Raw genomic sequence first — 15549 nt, 5'->3', positions numbered from 1 at the left:
GCATGGTGCCGAACATCGTCATGGGCTCGAAGACCTACGGACTGCTCGCCTACCTCTACGGCCCCGGCCGCCGCGACGAGCACACCGATCCACACCTGGTCGCCTCCTTCGACGGCTTCGCCCCCGACCCCGGCCGCGACATAGACGCCTCGCTCAAGCAGCTGCAGACCGTGCTCGACATGCGGGTCGACCAGCTCGGCCGCGCCCGCCGGCCCGCCAAGCACGTCTGGCACTGCTCCGTGCGCACCGCCCCGGACGACCGGCCCCTGACCGAGGAGGAGTGGGCCGAGGTCGCCCGCCGGGTCGTCGCCGCCACCGGCATCGCCCCGGACGGCGATCCGGACGGCTGCCGGTGGGTGGCCGTGCGCCACGCCACCGACCACATCCACATCGTCGCCACCACGGTCCGCGGGGACCTCACCCAGGCCCGCCTGCGCAGGGACTACCCCCGGGCCCAGGCCGCATGCCGCACGATCGAGAAGGAGTGGGGACTGCGGCAGCTCAACCCCGGCGACGGAACAGCGGCCAAGGAGCCGACGAACCGCGAGAAGCACAAGGCCCAACGCCTGGGGCAGGAGGACACGAGCCGCCAGCGGCTGCGCGACGCCGCCCGCCAGGCCCTGGCCGGCGCTCGCGACGAGGAGGAGTTCTTCGCCCGGCTGGAGGCCGCAGGCGTGTTGGTCAACCGGAAGACCGGGCCGTCCGGCGACACCCTCGGATACAGCGTGGCCCTGGTGGGCGAGCGCGACAGTGGGGGAGAGCCGGTGTTCTTCGGCGGGTACCGGCTCGCCCCGGACCTGACGCTGCCCAGGATCCGCCGCCGCCTCGCGGAGCCGCTCGACGACCGCACGGCCGACGACCAGAGCGCCGCGCCGGCGGGCGGCGGGCGAACGCCCGGCGGGCGCCGCTCCCCGGCCGCGACCGCACGGCTGTGGGCGGCCGACGCCGCCGCTGACGCCCTCGATGTGCTCGAAGGCGAGACACCGGCCGACGCCGCCGCGGTGACCGAGGCGACCGGAGAGGTCCTCGACGCGCTCGCCGCCACCGCCCTGCCCGCCCAGAAACAGCAGCTGCTCGCAGCCGCCCGGGCCTACGAGCGCGCCTCCCGATCGCACGTGCGCGCAGCCAACTCCTCCGCCCGCTCGGTGCGCAGCGCCGCCCGCGCCGTACTGTCCGGCGGGTACGCGGGCAACCGCGGCCCGGACGGATCGGCCGCAGCCACCCTGCTGTCGCTCCTGGTCCTGCTCGTCATCGCCACCGGCCGGTGGCACGCGGAGCAGGGCCACCGCCAGCAGGCCGCCGCCGCCCGAGAGGCCGCCGCCCACCTGCGCGCCGCCTACCGGCACGCCGCAGCCCGGCCCATGGCCGTCCTGCAGGAACGCGGACGGGCCCTGCCGCCGCAGGTGCGCGAGCGCCAGGAACAGGCCGTTCGCCGGGCGATGCCGGGCGAGGGTGCGCACCGCGTGCTGGCCGCGCCCGAGTTCGACGCGCTCGCCGCCGCGCTCGCCGAGGCCGAGGCGGCCGGGCACAACCCGAAGACGCTGCTGGAACGGGCCCGCTCATGGCGGGAGCTGGACAGCGCCGACTCGGAGACCGCCGTCCTCACCTGGCGGGTGCGGCACATCGCCAAGCTGCCCCACCTCGCCGCCGCAGACGGAGCCCGGCCCGGCCCGGCCAGCGCCCCTGCGGCGCCCGCCACCCCCGCCACCCCCGCCGACCCTCGACGGCGCCGCTGACCCGGCCGCCGACGGACGCCACCAGGGCTCCGTCGGCGGCCGATCCACCACCCCGGGCCCGGCCACCGAGCCCCTGTGCCATTCCCCGACGACGCCCGACCAAGAAGCGGACCCATGCCCGACGACACCAACCTCTACATCGACCACGCCGACCTGCGCAGCGAAGACTTCACCGCGTTCGAGAAGCTGCTCGCCGCCCACCGCGACCGCGTCCCCTGCACGGACCCCGACTGGGAGTCAGTGATGTTCGCCGGCCACCTGAGCGACGGAAAGTGGCACGAGCCGAGCGCCCTGTTCACACCCTCCCGCCGCTCCGCGCGGGCGGCTTCGGCAGCGGAGAAGTCCGTGCTGGTGTACTTCGACGAGGACGGCCGGGCCCTGCCCGACCGGCCGCGCGGCCCGGCACCCGACTCCGCGCTCGCCACGCACCTGGCCGAGCACCTGCCGCTCTGGTCCGCCGAGCCGTGCCACCTCACCCCCGGCCGCGATCTCGCCGACCTCCAGGACGAGACCTGGGGCTGGAGGGCGCCGTGGACCACCACAGCCGCCCCGCACGACGCCGCCTTCCTTACCGGACCGGCAGGCGAACGGCTCCTCGCCGTGCAGATGGGCGAGGACTCCCCGCTCATCGTGGGAGCCGCGGTCCCCGAAGGCCTGGGCGGGTACAACCTCGGTTCCGTCCGGAGGCCCGGCACCGTGTCCCTCGCCGCGGGCGCGGCCCCGGCCGCCCTTGCCGACGCGATCAACGACACCCTCGCACCGCAGTACCAGCGGGCACTGTGGGAGGCCCGGACCGTCGTGATGGGCTTCGCCGCCGAGGACATCCGGGACCTGGGCGCCGCCCGAAGCCGGAGTCCCTGGCGCCACGTCGAGACGATCCTCGCCAACGGACCGCACCTGGTCACCGGCATCCGGGCCGCCACCGTCGCCGACGACCACCTCGACCCGCTCGTGGGACCGCAGCTGCGAACACTGCACACGACGGCGGACACGCTCGCCCGCATCCAGGAGATCCGGACCGCCTGGAAGGAAGCCGCGGCCACGGCGCCCGGCGCCGAGTCCGCCCCGGAGCGGCGCCGCCTCGAAGAACTGCGCGACCACCAGGCATGGCCCTACGCCGTGCAGCTCGCGAACGGACCGCTGCCGGACCTGGCCGCGCACGTCACCGCGAGGATCGGCGCACCCGTTCCGGACCCCGACGAAACGGCCAGGGCGGCACGCGCCCGCTCCGCCCGCAGACCCACCCACGCCTCCCCGCCGACCGGCGCCGCCCCGGCCACCACGCCGCAACCCGGCCCACGGCGCCCCACCCGCTGAACCGCACTGCACCGACAGCGCGCACCGCCCACCACCAGGGCGACAGGCCATCACACCGCCGCCACCGACCGGACCGGTCACCCCCGCCGAACCCCGACGGCGCCGAGGACCCGGCCACCGACGGCATCGCTGGCATCGCCGCATCCGGCCCACCACCCCACCGCGCCCGACCAGGGAGACCGCCTTGCCCCGTCCGACCGCCGCAACCCGCCGCTACCGCCCAGCCGGCGCGGCCGAGCGCGACTGGCTGCTGCGCTGCTACCTCCTGCGCGCCACCGACTCCCTCGCCGCAGCCGTCGTGATGTACGCCGTGCCGCTGCTCGTCCTCACCCTCACCCGGTCGCCGGCCTGGGCCGGACTGGCGTTCCTCCTGGAATGGCTGCCGCGCCTGATCGCCATCGCGGGCGCAGGCCCGATCATCGACCGCCGAAGCCCCCGCGTCGCCGTTCTGACGACCAGCCTGCTGCGGGCGGGCGCCGCACTCGCCACCATCGCCGGCCTGGCCGCCGGAGCAGGCCCCTGGCTGGTGCTGGCCTTCGGCGTCACCGCGGGCATGCTGGCCGAGGCGAGCTTCCTGGCGAACGAGGCGGTCGGCGCCGAGGCCAGCCGACGAGCCGGCGACCGCGCCCACCGGGTGCAGGCCGTCCTCACCGGCACCGACCAGACCGCGCTCCTGACCGGCCCGCTGATCGGCGGACTGCTCCTGCTCGCCGGACCCGCACTGCTGCTGGCCGCCGTCGCCGTCCTGTCCACCGTCACCGCGACCGTCGCCGCCACCGTACGCACCCACCACCCGCGCCTGCACCTCGTCACCGCCGAACCCGCGGCCCGGTACCCGCTCACCGCCCTCGCCACCGGCCTCGGCACCCTGCGCCGCACCCCCGCGCTGGCCTGGCTGGTCGGCGCGCTCGCCTGCGTCAACCTCGCCAGCGGGCTCCTGCAGGTGTCCGCACCGATCACCGTCACCCGCACCCTGGACCACACCAGCGCGGCAGTCGGCCTGGTGTGGAGCATCGCCGCAGCCCTCTCGCTGGCCGCCGTCGCCGCCGCTCACCGCGCCATCGACCGGTGGGGCCTGCTCGCCGTCGGCACTGCCTCGGCCGCCGCCATGTGCGCCGCCACCATTGCCAGCGCCCTCGCACCCGACCTGGCCCTCTACACCACCGCCGTCGCACTGCTGATGGCCGGCGAGGGCGCGGTCACCGTCGCCCTGCGTACCGCCCGCACCCGGCTCATCCCCGAACGGGACTTCGCCGCCACGCTCGCCACCACCGTCCTGCTCATCCTCGCCCCGCTCCCGCTGGCCGGGCTGCTGGTCGCGCTCTGGCCCGCCGACCACCTGCGCGTGCTCATCGCGACCGCCGGCCTGGTCGTCGCGGCCGGCACCTGGGCCTGCTTCCGGGGACTTCGCGCCCACCGCACCGCCTGGGAGCACAACGACGACGCCGAACAGCACCTGAAGGCCGCCTGACCCGCAGGGCCCCTGCCCAACCCGTACGCCGACCCTCGGAGCGACACATCACCCACACCCCCACCGACCACGAGCGCACCCGCGCCCTCGGCGTCTGGTACGACACCATCGACGACGCCCCCGGCGACGACCACCGCGCGGCCCACCCCTCCCGGACCCGGCAGTGGACCGCCGCCTGGGAACACGTCAGCACCGAGCAGATCGACGCCCACTGCCACCTGCACATCACCGACCTCGACGCCGCCGTCACCGAGACCGTGCCGTACTTCCTCGTCGGCGCCAACGGCTGCCCGTACTGGACCAGCCAGGAAGTCGACGCGGGCGCCGCGCCCGTGTGGCCCGGCCCCGTCCTGTACTCCGGCAGTCCCCACGGCCAGTACGGCGGCGCCGGAGCCGCCACCGACCGGACGGCCGCCGTGACCGCCCGCGCGGGCCTCGACCTCGCCAACGAGCGCGGCGCCCGCGCCGTCGTCTACCCCGGCCTCGACACCGACCAGGCACAGCGGCTCGCCGCCGCCGGTCGGCGCCAGGGCGCCGCGCACGTCCTCGACCTGGCCACCGACGTCGCCCACGTCCGCGACCTCGACCCCGGCTCGGGGCTCGACCACTGGTGGGCGAACACCCCAACCGGCCACCGCCGGGACATCCGCCGCCAGTGGCGACGCGGAACCGAGGCCGGACTCGCACTCCACCCCCTGACCGGGAAGCGGATGCTGCCCCACCTGGAAGAGTTCACCCGACTCGCCGTCGGCACCGCCGAGCGCCACGGCGCCACCCTGTACGGCAGGGACATGTTCGAGCGCCTAGCCGAGGTGCCCGGTGCCGTCCTCCTCGCTGCCCGCACCGACCGCCACCTCGTCGGCGGCCTGTACAGCTGGCTCCACGACGACCGCCTCTACCTCTGGGCGTCCGGCATCGACTACCAGCACCCCCTCAGCCGCCTGGCCTACACCTGGCTGATGACCGAGGCACCCCGCTGGGCCATGGAGCAGGGCGCCCGACACATCGACGCCGGGCGGGCCAACTACCGGGCGAAGAAACGCCTCGGGTACCAGCCGCACGTCCTGCGCACCGTCGTGCACCTGCCCGCCCCCGACCCCGCCACCGCGAAGGCGCTCGCCGCCCTCTCCCGCAGCCTCGGCGAACAGGCCCTGCACCACCACCCCACCCTGCCCTGGTGACACCTGCCCCGTCCCCGCCCGCCTTCGGAAGGACCCCCCTGACCAGCACCATCCCCACGCTCCTGCTCGTATCCGCCGGCGACGAGCAGTACAGGCGCTACGCGCTGGAGCAGATCGCCGCCCGCCACCGCGTCGTCCTCCTCAGCCCGAGCGAGCCGACCTGGGAAGCGCCCTACATCCACGGACACGAAGTCGCCGACACCAGCGACCCGGACGCCAGCCTCGCCGCCGCCGAGCGCCTCGCCGCCGACCACCACATCAAGGGTGTCCTGACCTGGGACGAGTTCGCCCAGCACACCGCAGCCCACCTCGCCTGCCGGTTCGCCACGTCCGGGAACTCCACCGCCACCGCCCACACCTGCCGCGACAAGGCGGCCAGCCGTGCCGCGTTCGCCGCCTTCAACGTCCCCTCCGCCGCCAGCGTCCGCGCCGACACCCCCGACCAGGCCCGCGCCGCCGCAGCCACGATCGGGTACCCCGTCGTCCTCAAGCCCGCTGCGGCGGCCGGCAGCATCGGCGTCAGCCTCGCCGCCACCCCCAAGGACCTCACGGCGGCGTTCGACCTCGCCGACCAGGCGGCAGGCGACCACGAGCACGCCACCGGCCGGTGCGGCGTCCTGGTCGAGGAGTACCTCGACGGCCCGGAGATCAGCGTGGAGTGCGTCACCGTCCGCGGCGCCACCACCCCGGTCGCCGTCACCCGCAAGCGCCTCGGCCCGCCGCCCTACTTCGAGGAGACCGGCCACAGCGTCGAAGCCGGCGACCCACTCCTCGCCCTCGTCGGCCCCGTCGCTGTCCGGGCCCTCCACGCGGTCGGCTACGCCAACGGCGTCTCCCACGTCGAGATGCGCCTGACCGCCAGCGGCCCGCGCCTGATCGAGGTGAACGGCCGGCTCGCCGGGGACCTGATCCCGCACCTCGTCCGCGAGGCCACCGGCATCGACCTGCCGCTCGCCGCCGCAGACATCGCCGTCGGCCTTCGCCCCGACCTCACCCCCACCCGCCGCCGCGCCGCCGCCATCCACATGGCCTACGCCCCCGCGGACGGCCGACTCACCCGGGCCACCGCCGACCCCGCACTGCGCCACCAGCACTGGCTGGAACGCCTGGTGTGGGAGAAGCAGCCCGGCGACCACGTGGCCCTGCCGCCCGCGGGTAACCTCGGCACCGCCCGCGTCGCCCACCTCGTCGCCACCGCCGCCACCGCCGAGATCTGCCTCCAGCACCTCGCCGACGCCGCCCGCCAGCTCGACATCACCACCGACTGACAACACTGAAGGCCCGGGGCCGCGCACACTGTGCGCGGCCCCGGGCCTTCGTCGTAGCGGGGACAGGATTTGAACCTGCGACCTCTGGGTTATGAGCCCAGCGAGCTACCGAGCTGCTCCACCCCGCGTCGGTGAACCCGACTGTACGCCACCGCGGGCCATGGGAGAAACGCGATACTCCGCCCGGGAAAACCCGTGCGCCACAGAGCCCGGCACGCCACCATGCCCCCATGAGCGAACTCCCGGACGACTGGTCCCCGGCCGACAACCCGCACGCCATCGCCGTCTCCGAGGCGACCTGGTGGAACGCCACCGTCGCCCTGACGGTGCGCCGCATGCGTGAACAACCCACCCAGGTCCGCGGCTTCGACTCCCAGCAGATCGACGCCCGCACGCTCGTGACGGCCCTGCGCAACCTGCTGACGGCCGCCACCCTCCAGAAGGCCGCGCTCACCGAACTCGGCGCCGCCCAGACCCCGGCCGACGAACTCGACGCAGCCCGCCGCCGCTTCGAAGCAGCCCTTCCCGGACTGAAGGAGATACGCGACGGCCTGACCCACTTCGAGCACTGGTCCCGCGGAACCGGCCTGGGAGCACAGGCTGCCGCCCGGCGAGCTGGACAGCGCGAACGCGAGGTCGCCCGCGACTTCTGGAGCTTCCAGTTCGACCCCACCACCGACTCCGTCACGATGGGCCCCTTCACCATTCAGGTCACCGCAGCGGAAGCCGCCGCCGAGCTACTGCACGGCGCGATCTACACCGCCGCACTGGCGGTCGACGCCGCCCGGGCATCCGCAGTGCACGCCGACGCCGCCGCAGCACTCGCCACACAGCGGATCACCCACCAGCCGCTCGCCGGCCAGGTCCAACTGACCAGGGACCGGCTCCAGCGCGTCTGTGTGGCGCTCGGCCGACAGACCGAGAGCCCACGATCCCGTTACGACCTCGCCGCCCGGGTCGTCGCCGCACTCACCTCCGCAGGCCTCTCCCTCACCTCCGCCACCCACCCCCAGGCCGACGACGTGACCGACCGTCTCGCCGCAACCGAGACCCTCCTCGTCCGACGATCCTGACCAGGACCTGGGGTGACGCGGATCACTCGCAAAACCAGACAAAAGGGGAAGATGATTCGCCCTCTGGGCATTTCACTCTATACATCACGAGAGTTGGGGGCTCCTTGACCACGTCCGACGCCGGCGACGACCGCTACACCCACTTCCGCTTCGGCCACGAGCCGAAGCCCTCCGAGGCTGCCCCGGCCACCCTCGCCGTCCCTCATCCCGGCCCGCTGAACCCCCGCGGCATCCTCATCACCTGCGCCAACTGCGCCGCAGAACGCGACTGGCTCCTCATCCACGTCCACCCCGACCTGGTGTTCGTCCGCTGCCGCTGCGCGCACGAGTGGCGCGAGCGGGACCTGGAGGCCGCCGACGTCGAAGCCTCGCGGGACGCGACCGGCGACGAGCAGGAGTGGGAGTCGTTCGAGGCGATGTACGCCGCGCTCGGATTCGACGGGCTCCTCCGAGGTGCCTACTTCGCCTAACGAGCGGTATTGCATCGGATGCAACATCCGGCATGTGCTCCGCCTGGTTATGAGCTGCGACTTTGCCGGGGGATCGGCTGGGGCCGGTCCCCCGGTTGGCGTTCGTGGCGGGTCAGGCGTAACCGGTGCAACGATGTTGCATTGGATGCAACGTGGACAGAGTGCTGGACCTGCCGGGGTCGGCCCATCTGGTGCTGGCCTCCGGGGTTGCCTATCTCGACCCGGAGCCGGCCGCCTTCGAGGCGATGCTGGCCGCTTCACCCGAGTGGGGGCCCGAGAGGTACGCCGGCATCCGCCAAGGCTCGGAGGGCAGCGCACCCGCTGTCGTCGCTGAGGAGTAGGGCGCGAAGCCGCGGCCCACCTCCCAGTGCCGTGCGCGGCGGACCGAGCGGCCCACGCGCACGGCACCCGTACTACGCCTCTCGTGGTCCGGCCGGCCTGGCGGCCTTCTCGATCTTCGCGAAGTAGGCCGCGCGGGCTTCTTCGTTGATCTGCTGTTCGTGTTCGGGGCGCAGCCCGGTGCGGCCGTCGAGGCCCTCGCGCAGGATGTCGGCGTGCCCGGTGTGTCGGGTGGTCTCGCCGAGGACGTGGACCATGATGGCGAACAGGTTCGTGTTGGGGGAAGGCTCCGGCCACCACGGCACGTGGCCGGGGGCGTCGAGGGGAAGCTCGTCGATCGTCGTGTCCGAGTGTTCCCACGTGCGCCGGTAGAACCCGATGATCTGATCGCGGGTCTCGTGCTCGGCCGCCCACAGATCGCTGCCGTCGGCGTCCTGCCACCGGCACAGCGGTTCCGGGGAGGGGCGGTCGAAGACCTCGCCGAAGTACCTGGCCTCGACGGTGGCCACGTGTTTGACCAGGCCGAGGAGGTTGGTCCCGGTCGCGGTCAGCGGCCGGCGGGCGTCGTACTCGGACAGGCCGTCGAGCTTTCAGAGCAGCGCCTCGCGGTCACGCCGCAGTCGCCCGCGAAGGTTGTCCTTCGCGAATTCGTCGATCATGCGGCACGAGCCTGCCACGGACTGCCCGTGGTCTCAAGATCACGTACGTGGTCCGCGACGACTGGCGGAGCCGAGGCATGGTCCTGGCCGCCGCCCTGACCTTCTGCAAGAACCTCGCGGAACCTGTCACGTGCGACAGCTTCCGGCCGGCCGGGGTTCCTGCCGTTCGACGGCCCGGTCTTCGCCGGCGGACTGCCCGTCTTCACCGGCGAGCAGGGGGACCAGCCGGGGGTGTCTAGAGCTCCAGCGTGGCCTCGATGCGGCACAGGTGGTGGCGGGCCATGGTGAGGTTGGTTCGAGTGCGGTCCAGGACGAGGTACAGGAAGAGGCTGCTGCCGTTGGTTCGGGTGAGCGGTCGGATCAGGTGGTACTGGCCGGTGAGGGCGGCGAGGATGTCCTCGACCTCCTCGGCGCCCAGGTTCAGTGTGTCCAGGGTGCGGCGGGTGGCGCGGACGATGTCCGTGCACCCGGCGGCGGCCAGGGTCAGGTCGAGGCGGGCGACCGCTGCGACACGAGTGCCCAGGGCCATGCCGCTGTCGTAGTCGACGAGGGCCGCGCCGGTGTCCGTGAGGCTACGGATCGCGTCGCAGTGGCACGAGGCTGCGACCGCAACCGATCACGGTCGACTCGCCGCCGCCCGGACACGACTTGCTTTGATCGCAAGTTGAAGAATTCTTCACATTCATAGATGCTGCATCCTTGTGGTGAGAGGTTCTGCGCCGTCGGACGTCCCGATGTCCGGCTATGGGAGGGCGACGATGAGCGACGTGTTCGACGAGGAGCTGCGTGCGCAGCTGGCCGAGGCCCGGCAGATGCGCGCCCGGGCCCGGGAGAGCGGCGACGAGGACGGTGCCCAGGCGTACGGGGGGCGGATCACGCAGCTGCTGCGCATCGCCGCCCACCACGGCATCGTGCTGGAGACCGGCGCGGACGAAGAGGAAGAGGACTGAGCGATGGCGGTGCCGCTGTACCAGGCGAAGGCGGAGTTCTTCCGCACCCTCGGCCACCCGGTCCGCATCCGCGTCCTGGAGCTGCTCCAGGACGGGCCGCGCCCGGTGCGAGACCTGCTGGCCGCGATCGAGGTCGAGCCCTCCAACCTGTCCCAGCAGCTGGCGGTGCTGCGCCGTACCCAGCTGGTCACGGCCACCCGGGAGGGCAACACCGTGGTGTACGCGCTGGCCACCCCGGACGTGGCCGAGCTGCTGCGCGCGGCCCGTCGCATCCTCACCGAGATGATCACCGACCAGGGGGCGCTGCTCGCCGAACTGCGCGAGCCCGAACGACAGGCGCACCGGGCATGAGCGGGGCGTCCACAGACCTGAGAGGCTCTTCCGCGTTCGGGGCGTTCGCCCGGCGGGCGGGTGCGCGGCTGCGGGCGGTGCTGCCCGACCGGGCGGGGCTGGCGACGATGGGCCGCTCGCCGCGCAAGGACCTGCTGGCGGGGCTGACGGTGGCGATCGTCGCGCTGCCGCTGGCGCTAGGCTTCGGGGTCGCGTCCGGCGCGGGGGCCGAGGCGGGGCTGGCGACCGCGGTGGTGGCCGGCGCGCTCGCCGCGTTCTTCGGCGGCTCCAACCTCCAGGTCAGCGGGCCGACCGGAGCGATGACGGTGGTCCTGGTCCCGATCGTCCACCGGTTCGGCACCGAAGGCGTCCTGACGGTGGGCCTGATGGCCGGAGTGCTGCTGGTAGCAGCCGCGCTCGGCGGCGCCGGCCGGTTCATGGCGTACGTGCCGGCCCCGGTGGTGGAGGGTTTCACCCTGGGAATCGCCGCAGTGATCGGCCTCCAGCAGATACCGGCCGCACTGGGTGTGAAGGCGTCGGGCGCGCAGAACGTCGTGGTCACCGCCTGGGACGCGGTCAAGGACTTCGCCCATGCCCCGCACGCGGCCCCGCTCGCGCTGGCGGGCGGCGTCGCCCTGGTCATGCTGGTCGGCGCCCGGTTGCGCCCGGGCATCCCGTTCTCGCTGCTCGCCGTCATCGCGGCCACCCTGGTCACATCGTTGGCGGGCTTGCACGTGGCGACGATCGGGCACCTGCCCGCCGGACTGCCCGCCCCCTCGCTCGGCTTCCTCCACGTGGGTGATGTGCCGCAGCTGGCGACCGCCGCGCTGGCGGTCGCGGCGCTGGCGGCGCTGGAGTCGCTGATGTCGGCGACGGCGGCGGATGCGATGAGCGTCAGTGAACGCCACGACAGCGACCGCGAACTGTTCGGCCAAGGCATCGCCAACCTGGTGGCACCGTTGTTCGGCGGCGTCGCCGCGACCGGGGCGATCGCCCGCACCGCCGTCAACGTCCGCTCCGGCGCCGCCTCACGCCTGGCCGCCCTCGTCCACGCCGCCGTGCTCGCGGTAGTGGTGTTCGCCGCTGCCCCGCTGGTGTCGGGCATCCCGCTGGCGGCGCTGGCCGGCGTGCTGATCGCCACCGCGATCCGCATGGTCGAGGTCGCCTCCGTCCGGGCGCTGGCAGGCAGCGGCCGGGGCGAGGCGGCGGTCCTCGCACTGACCGCGGCGGCGACCCTGGCATTCGACCTGGTCACGGCGGTCATCGTCGGCCTGCTCGTCGCGGGGGCGCTGGCGCTGCGCCAGGTCGCCCGCTCGGCAGCCCTCACCCGGGTCGCGTTGCACGAGGGCCTGGCGCCGGCCGACCACCATGGCGAGGAGCAGGAACTGCTGGCCGATCACATCGTGGCCTACCGCATCGACGGGCCGGTGTTCTTCGCGGGCGCGCACCGCTTCCTGCTCGAACTCGCCGAGACGAGTGACGTGAAGGCGGTGATCCTGCGGCTCTCCCGGGTGAGTGCGATCGACGCCACCGGCGCCCTGGTGCTGGGTGATGCCATCGCGAAGCTGGAGCGCCGCGGCATCCTCGTCCTGGTCTCCGGCGCGCGCGAGGAGCACCTCAAGACACTCGACGCCCTCGGTGCGCTGGACGCCCTGCACGCCGAGCAGCGCGTGTTCGAGGCGACCCCGCAGGCCATCGCGTACGCGAGGGACCACCTGAGCGGCGTACTGCCGACCGCCACCGGCAAGGGACGCTGATGGCCGCCGACCGGGGAGGCCGCGCGTGAGCGGGCGGTGGCAGCTGTTCGGGCGCCGGCACCGGAACGTGCCACTGGTGCGGCGCCCCGCGCCGGTGCGGGGACCGGCCTACACCGTGACGCTGGCCAACACCCCGGCGGCAATCGCCTTGTCCGCCCGCACCGCCCGCACCGTCTTCACCAGCTGGGGAGTGCCGGGGCGCGCCAGCACACTGGACGCCGTCGTTCTCGTCGTCACCGAACTGACGGTCAATACCGTCCGCCACGCCCGCTCCAGTCACCTGGCCCTGACCTTCGCCATGACGGACGACCACCTGGACATCAGTGTCCACGACGAGGACCCGTACCTGCCCGCGCTGGCACGGCCACGACCGGCCCCGCGCGCCGGGTACGGGCTCGCGGTGATCGCCGAGATCGCCGACGACTTCGGAGGCCACCTGTCAGCCGGTCACGACCCGGGCGGCAACGGCAAATTCGTCCGTGTCCTGCTCCCCTGCCCCCCGCCCTGACCGCACACCGGCGAAAGGAGACCCCCGTTGCGTTTCGAGATCACCGCCTTCGACGACCACGGCGCCGCGCTGGCACCCGTCACCGCGGACGCGACCACCCTGCGAGAGCGACTGAGGCGTGCCGCCGCCACGGGCGAGCGCCTGCACATCCGACCCCGCCCCCGCACAGGGGCGCCCCGCCCCGCCCGAAAGGGGAACACCGGTCATGAGTGATGCCGTCAGCGACGAGAAGGCCAAGCGCAAGGCGATGCTGGTGCGCGCGTCGTTCTACATCGCCGGCACCCACCTGTTCGCCGGCTTCGTGATCCTGCTCTTCGCCCTCGGCAACCGCCACTGACCCCCACACCGGCCCGATGGCCCGACCCCTGTTGACAGCGAACCCGACGGAGGACGTCGTCGATCCCCGGACCACATCGCCCCAAAGGCAGCGCACCACAGCTCGGCGCCACCGGCCCCGGCCGCGCCGGGCCCTTCGGCATCCGACCGCACGAGGACGAAGACCGGGTCGAACCCGGCCTGTGCCCCCAGGGCGCGTCCGCGGACAGCGGTGCCGGGCGCCGACCCCGCGCACCCGACGCCCTGACCCGCTCGCACCCGACGCCCTGACCCGCTCGCACCCGCGACGTCCGCACGCACACCGCACAAACCGCCCCACTACGAAAGATACTGTTGCCAATATGAGTGAGAACCTCCCCTCTTGCCCGAAGTGCTCGGGTGAGTACACCTACGAGATGGACGCGCTGATGGTCTGCCCGGAGTGCGGCCACGAATGGGCCCTCACCGAGGACGGCACCGAGGACACCGGCGCCGCGGGCGAGCGCGTGATCAAGGACGCGGTCGGCAACGTGCTGAGCGACGGCGACACCGTCACGGTCGTCAAGGCGCTCAAGGTCAAGGGCAGCCCCTCGGGCATCAAGGCGGGCACCAAGGTCCGCAACATCCGCCTGGTCGACGGCGTGGACGGCCACGACATCGACTGCAAGGTGGACGGCTTCGGCCCGATGCAGCTCAAGTCCAGCGTCGTCAAGAAAGCCTGACCGGCCGTCCCGCGACCACCTCTCCACCAGGACCGGTCAGTCGGAGAAGGTGACCTCGCCGGTGTCCAGGCGGTAGTACGCGCCGACCACTCGCAGCCGCCCGGCCGCCACCAGGGGAGACAGCAGACGGTCGCCGCGCAGCGCGGCGACCGTCTGCCGGGTCTGGGCCCGGATCGTCGCCTCCACCAGCTGTCCCGGCGCGACACCCTGGCGGCGGGCCTCGTCGTAGGGAGCCCGCAGGTCGTGCACGATGTCGGCGAGATGGCCGGGAAGCCTGCGGCCCTCCCGCAGGCACTCCACGGCTGCGGTCACCGCTCCGCAGTTCTGGTGGCCCAGGACCACCACGAGCGGGGTGGCGAGCTCGGCCGGGCCGTACTCCAGACTCCCCGCCACCAGCGCATCGTGGGTGTGCGCGGCAGTGCGCACCACCATCAGGTCACCCAAGCCCTGGTCGAAGACCAGCTCCGGCGGCACCCGCGAGTCGATGCACGAGAACACCACCGCGAACGGCTCCTGGCCACCGGCCACCTGCACGCGCCTGGCCGCACCGACGTCCGGACGGGTGGCCCGGTCGGCGACCCACCTGTCGTTGCCCGCCTTCAACCGCGCCAGCGCCAGCTCGGGAGTACCGGCCTCCGGCGCAGCCGCCACCCCGGCAGGCGGCGCCACCGCAGGCGCCGCCAGGCACACGGCCGCCAGCGCGCCGCTCCGCAGAACGCTGCGGCGGCCCACCGCCATCGACCCCCGATTCCCCGGCACACCGCCCTCACGACGGGACACCACGCTCTCACCACCGGCCGCGGGTCAGATGGTAGGCGGTCAGCCGCTCGGGGCGCAGGAGCAACAAGTGCTCGTTGCCCTCGTCCGGCCACGCCCGCATCGGCACCCGGTAGCGGGCGAGCTCGCCCGGCTCCACGACCCGGCGCACCGCCCCCGTCACCCGCACCAGCCAGCCCGTGTGCTCCTCCGGGTCGATCCGCTGCGCCAGATAGGTCAGACGCTGCGGGTGGCCGGCCCCGCCAGGCGGCAGGTGCACACGCAGGTACACGCGCTCGCCCTCCACCAGGTGGCTCACCACCACCAGGCCGGCCGGACCCGGCGCGGCCCGGTCCGCGACGAGCCGGCCCGCGCCAAGACCCGCCAGCAGTACAAGAGCCTGGCCACGGGGAAGCTCCAGCAGGGAAGGCACTGGCTGATCGTCCATCGGCCACCTCGGGAACAACGGTCCGGCGGGCCCGCACCGCCACGGAGCCGACGGGCAGGCCCAGCCGGAGGCCCGCCCCGGCACCGGGGGGCCAGCCTCCGACAGCGGCACCGAGGGCCACCAGGCAAAGACTTTAGCAGTTGCGAATATCAGCAACTATGTGCGAGCGGCCGAGTCGCCCGGCCCCGAACAAGAGCGCCGACCCGCCCGCGACCGGCCGCAGGCGGCGCAACCACCCCGGACCGCGCT

The 15549-nt window shown here is 73.5% G+C and carries 18 protein-coding genes, 1 tRNA gene and 1 pseudogene; 15 read left to right on the top strand and 5 right to left on the bottom strand.

The window, feature by feature from the left end:
- Window positions 1–2: 2 nt before the first annotated feature.
- The 5 genes from OG715_RS07665 to OG715_RS07645 all read left to right on the top strand — a co-directional run bounded on the left by OG715_RS07665 (window position 3) and on the right by OG715_RS07645 (window position 6973).
- Entirely contained in the window at window positions 3–1736 is a 1734-nt protein-coding gene (locus OG715_RS07665) for a relaxase/mobilization nuclease domain-containing protein (protein ID WP_266276174.1), read from the top strand.
- 114 nt (window positions 1737–1850) lie between these two features.
- On the top strand, window positions 1851–3053 hold the full coding sequence (locus OG715_RS07660; protein WP_266276176.1) for a hypothetical protein: 1203 nt from the start codon (window positions 1851–1853) through the stop codon (window positions 3051–3053).
- A gap of 184 nt (window positions 3054–3237) precedes the next feature.
- Window positions 3238–4524: an MFS transporter gene (locus tag OG715_RS07655; RefSeq protein ID WP_266276178.1), complete on the top strand. Its 1287-nt coding sequence runs from the start codon at window positions 3238–3240 to the stop codon at window positions 4522–4524.
- Window positions 4525–4781: 257 nt separating this feature from the next.
- Window positions 4782–5705, top strand: a complete 924-nt coding sequence (locus tag OG715_RS07650) for a GNAT family N-acetyltransferase (protein WP_266276180.1) — start codon at window positions 4782–4784, stop codon at window positions 5703–5705.
- Window positions 5702–6973: an ATP-binding protein gene (locus OG715_RS07645; protein ID WP_266276182.1), complete on the top strand. Its 1272-nt coding sequence runs from the start codon at window positions 5702–5704 to the stop codon at window positions 6971–6973. The genes OG715_RS07650 and OG715_RS07645 overlap by 4 nt, the downstream gene beginning before the upstream one ends.
- 54 nt (window positions 6974–7027) lie before the next feature.
- Here OG715_RS07645 and OG715_RS07640 read toward each other — a convergent pair.
- Window positions 7028–7101, bottom strand: a tRNA-Met gene (locus tag OG715_RS07640).
- 102 nt (window positions 7102–7203) lie between these two features.
- Here OG715_RS07640 and OG715_RS07635 point away from each other — a divergent pair.
- The 3 genes from OG715_RS07635 to OG715_RS07625 all read left to right on the top strand — a co-directional run bounded on the left by OG715_RS07635 (window position 7204) and on the right by OG715_RS07625 (window position 8857).
- Entirely contained in the window at window positions 7204–8046 is an 843-nt protein-coding gene (locus OG715_RS07635) for a hypothetical protein (RefSeq protein WP_266276184.1), read from the top strand.
- Between the two features lie 104 nt (window positions 8047–8150).
- Window positions 8151–8516, top strand: coding sequence for a hypothetical protein (locus OG715_RS07630; RefSeq protein WP_266276186.1), 366 nt, complete (start codon window positions 8151–8153; stop codon window positions 8514–8516).
- A gap of 152 nt (window positions 8517–8668) precedes the next feature.
- Entirely contained in the window at window positions 8669–8857 is a 189-nt protein-coding gene (locus OG715_RS07625; protein ID WP_266276188.1) for a hypothetical protein, read from the top strand.
- Window positions 8858–8929: 72 nt separating this feature from the next.
- Here the strand turns inward: OG715_RS07625 and OG715_RS07620 are convergent.
- Together OG715_RS07620 and OG715_RS07615 are read right to left on the bottom strand one after the other, a co-directional pair.
- Window positions 8930–9514 (bottom strand): annotated as a pseudogene (locus tag OG715_RS07620) (DinB family protein).
- Window positions 9515–9749: 235 nt separating this feature from the next.
- Window positions 9750–10043, bottom strand: a complete 294-nt coding sequence (locus tag OG715_RS07615) for a hypothetical protein (protein ID WP_323182284.1) — start codon at window positions 10041–10043, stop codon at window positions 9750–9752.
- Window positions 10044–10272: 229 nt separating this feature from the next.
- Between OG715_RS07615 and OG715_RS07610 the strand changes: the two genes are divergently transcribed.
- The 7 genes from OG715_RS07610 to OG715_RS07580 all read left to right on the top strand — a co-directional run bounded on the left by OG715_RS07610 (window position 10273) and on the right by OG715_RS07580 (window position 14096).
- Window positions 10273–10464 (top strand): hypothetical protein, encoded by a 192-nt coding sequence (locus OG715_RS07610; protein ID WP_266276190.1) that lies wholly within the window; start codon window positions 10273–10275, stop codon window positions 10462–10464.
- Between the two features lie 3 nt (window positions 10465–10467).
- Window positions 10468–10815, top strand: a complete 348-nt coding sequence (locus OG715_RS07605; protein ID WP_266276192.1) for an ArsR/SmtB family transcription factor — start codon at window positions 10468–10470, stop codon at window positions 10813–10815.
- Window positions 10812–12551: a SulP family inorganic anion transporter gene (locus tag OG715_RS07600; protein ID WP_407660952.1), complete on the top strand. Its 1740-nt coding sequence runs from the start codon at window positions 10812–10814 to the stop codon at window positions 12549–12551. Before OG715_RS07605 ends, OG715_RS07600 begins: the two co-directional genes overlap by 4 nt.
- A gap of 25 nt (window positions 12552–12576) precedes the next feature.
- Complete coding sequence (locus tag OG715_RS07595) at window positions 12577–13059, top strand: ATP-binding protein (protein WP_266276194.1); 483 nt, start codon at window positions 12577–12579, stop codon at window positions 13057–13059.
- Between the two features lie 27 nt (window positions 13060–13086).
- Window positions 13087–13272 carry a hypothetical protein gene (locus tag OG715_RS07590; RefSeq protein WP_266276196.1) on the top strand — a complete coding sequence of 62 codons (186 nt, stop codon included), beginning with the start codon at window positions 13087–13089 and terminating at the stop codon, window positions 13270–13272.
- The gene (locus OG715_RS07585) at window positions 13265–13396 is read left to right on the top strand and encodes a DUF6126 family protein (RefSeq protein WP_266271919.1); all 132 of its coding nucleotides are present in this window, start codon (window positions 13265–13267) and stop codon (window positions 13394–13396) included. The genes OG715_RS07590 and OG715_RS07585 overlap by 8 nt, the downstream gene beginning before the upstream one ends.
- A gap of 340 nt (window positions 13397–13736) precedes the next feature.
- Window positions 13737–14096, top strand: coding sequence for a zinc ribbon domain-containing protein YjdM (locus OG715_RS07580; RefSeq protein WP_266276198.1), 360 nt, complete (start codon window positions 13737–13739; stop codon window positions 14094–14096).
- Between the two features lie 36 nt (window positions 14097–14132).
- Here the strand turns inward: OG715_RS07580 and OG715_RS07575 are convergent, their stop codons facing one another.
- Both OG715_RS07575 and OG715_RS07570 read right to left on the bottom strand, forming a co-directional pair.
- Window positions 14133–14834: a carbonic anhydrase gene (locus OG715_RS07575; protein ID WP_266276199.1), complete on the bottom strand. Its 702-nt coding sequence runs from the start codon at window positions 14832–14834 to the stop codon at window positions 14133–14135.
- 49 nt (window positions 14835–14883) lie between these two features.
- Window positions 14884–15300: a pyridoxamine 5'-phosphate oxidase family protein gene (locus OG715_RS07570; RefSeq protein WP_266276201.1), complete on the bottom strand. Its 417-nt coding sequence runs from the start codon at window positions 15298–15300 to the stop codon at window positions 14884–14886.
- Between the last annotated feature and the right edge of the window lie 249 nt (window positions 15301–15549).

It is taken from the genome of Kitasatospora purpeofusca (assembly GCF_036010405.1).
Lineage (GTDB): Bacteria > Actinomycetota > Actinomycetes > Streptomycetales > Streptomycetaceae > Kitasatospora > Kitasatospora purpeofusca.
This window is presented reverse-complemented; position numbering and strand designations above follow the sequence as displayed.

What these genes read in the sequence shown, in the direction of transcription:
- OG715_RS07665 (WP_266276174.1), top strand. Translation starts at nt 3, where the DNA reads ATGGTGCCGAACATCGTCATGGGCTCGAAGACCTACGGACTGCTCGCC.
- OG715_RS07660 (WP_266276176.1), top strand. Translation starts at nt 1,851, where the DNA reads ATGCCCGACGACACCAACCTCTACATCGACCACGCCGACCTGCGCAGC.
- OG715_RS07635 (WP_266276184.1), top strand. Translation starts at nt 7,204, where the DNA reads ATGAGCGAACTCCCGGACGACTGGTCCCCGGCCGACAACCCGCACGCC.
- OG715_RS07615 (WP_323182284.1), bottom strand. Translation starts at nt 10,043, where the DNA reads ATGGCCCTGGGCACTCGTGTCGCAGCGGTCGCCCGCCTCGACCTGACC.
- OG715_RS07610 (WP_266276190.1), top strand. Translation starts at nt 10,273, where the DNA reads ATGAGCGACGTGTTCGACGAGGAGCTGCGTGCGCAGCTGGCCGAGGCC.
- OG715_RS07605 (WP_266276192.1), top strand. Translation starts at nt 10,468, where the DNA reads ATGGCGGTGCCGCTGTACCAGGCGAAGGCGGAGTTCTTCCGCACCCTC.
- OG715_RS07600 (WP_407660952.1), top strand. Translation starts at nt 10,812, where the DNA reads ATGAGCGGGGCGTCCACAGACCTGAGAGGCTCTTCCGCGTTCGGGGCG.
- OG715_RS07585 (WP_266271919.1), top strand. Translation starts at nt 13,265, where the DNA reads ATGAGTGATGCCGTCAGCGACGAGAAGGCCAAGCGCAAGGCGATGCTG.
- OG715_RS07580 (WP_266276198.1), top strand. Translation starts at nt 13,737, where the DNA reads ATGAGTGAGAACCTCCCCTCTTGCCCGAAGTGCTCGGGTGAGTACACC.
- OG715_RS07575 (WP_266276199.1), bottom strand. Translation starts at nt 14,834, where the DNA reads ATGGCGGTGGGCCGCCGCAGCGTTCTGCGGAGCGGCGCGCTGGCGGCC.
- OG715_RS07570 (WP_266276201.1), bottom strand. Translation starts at nt 15,300, where the DNA reads ATGGACGATCAGCCAGTGCCTTCCCTGCTGGAGCTTCCCCGTGGCCAG.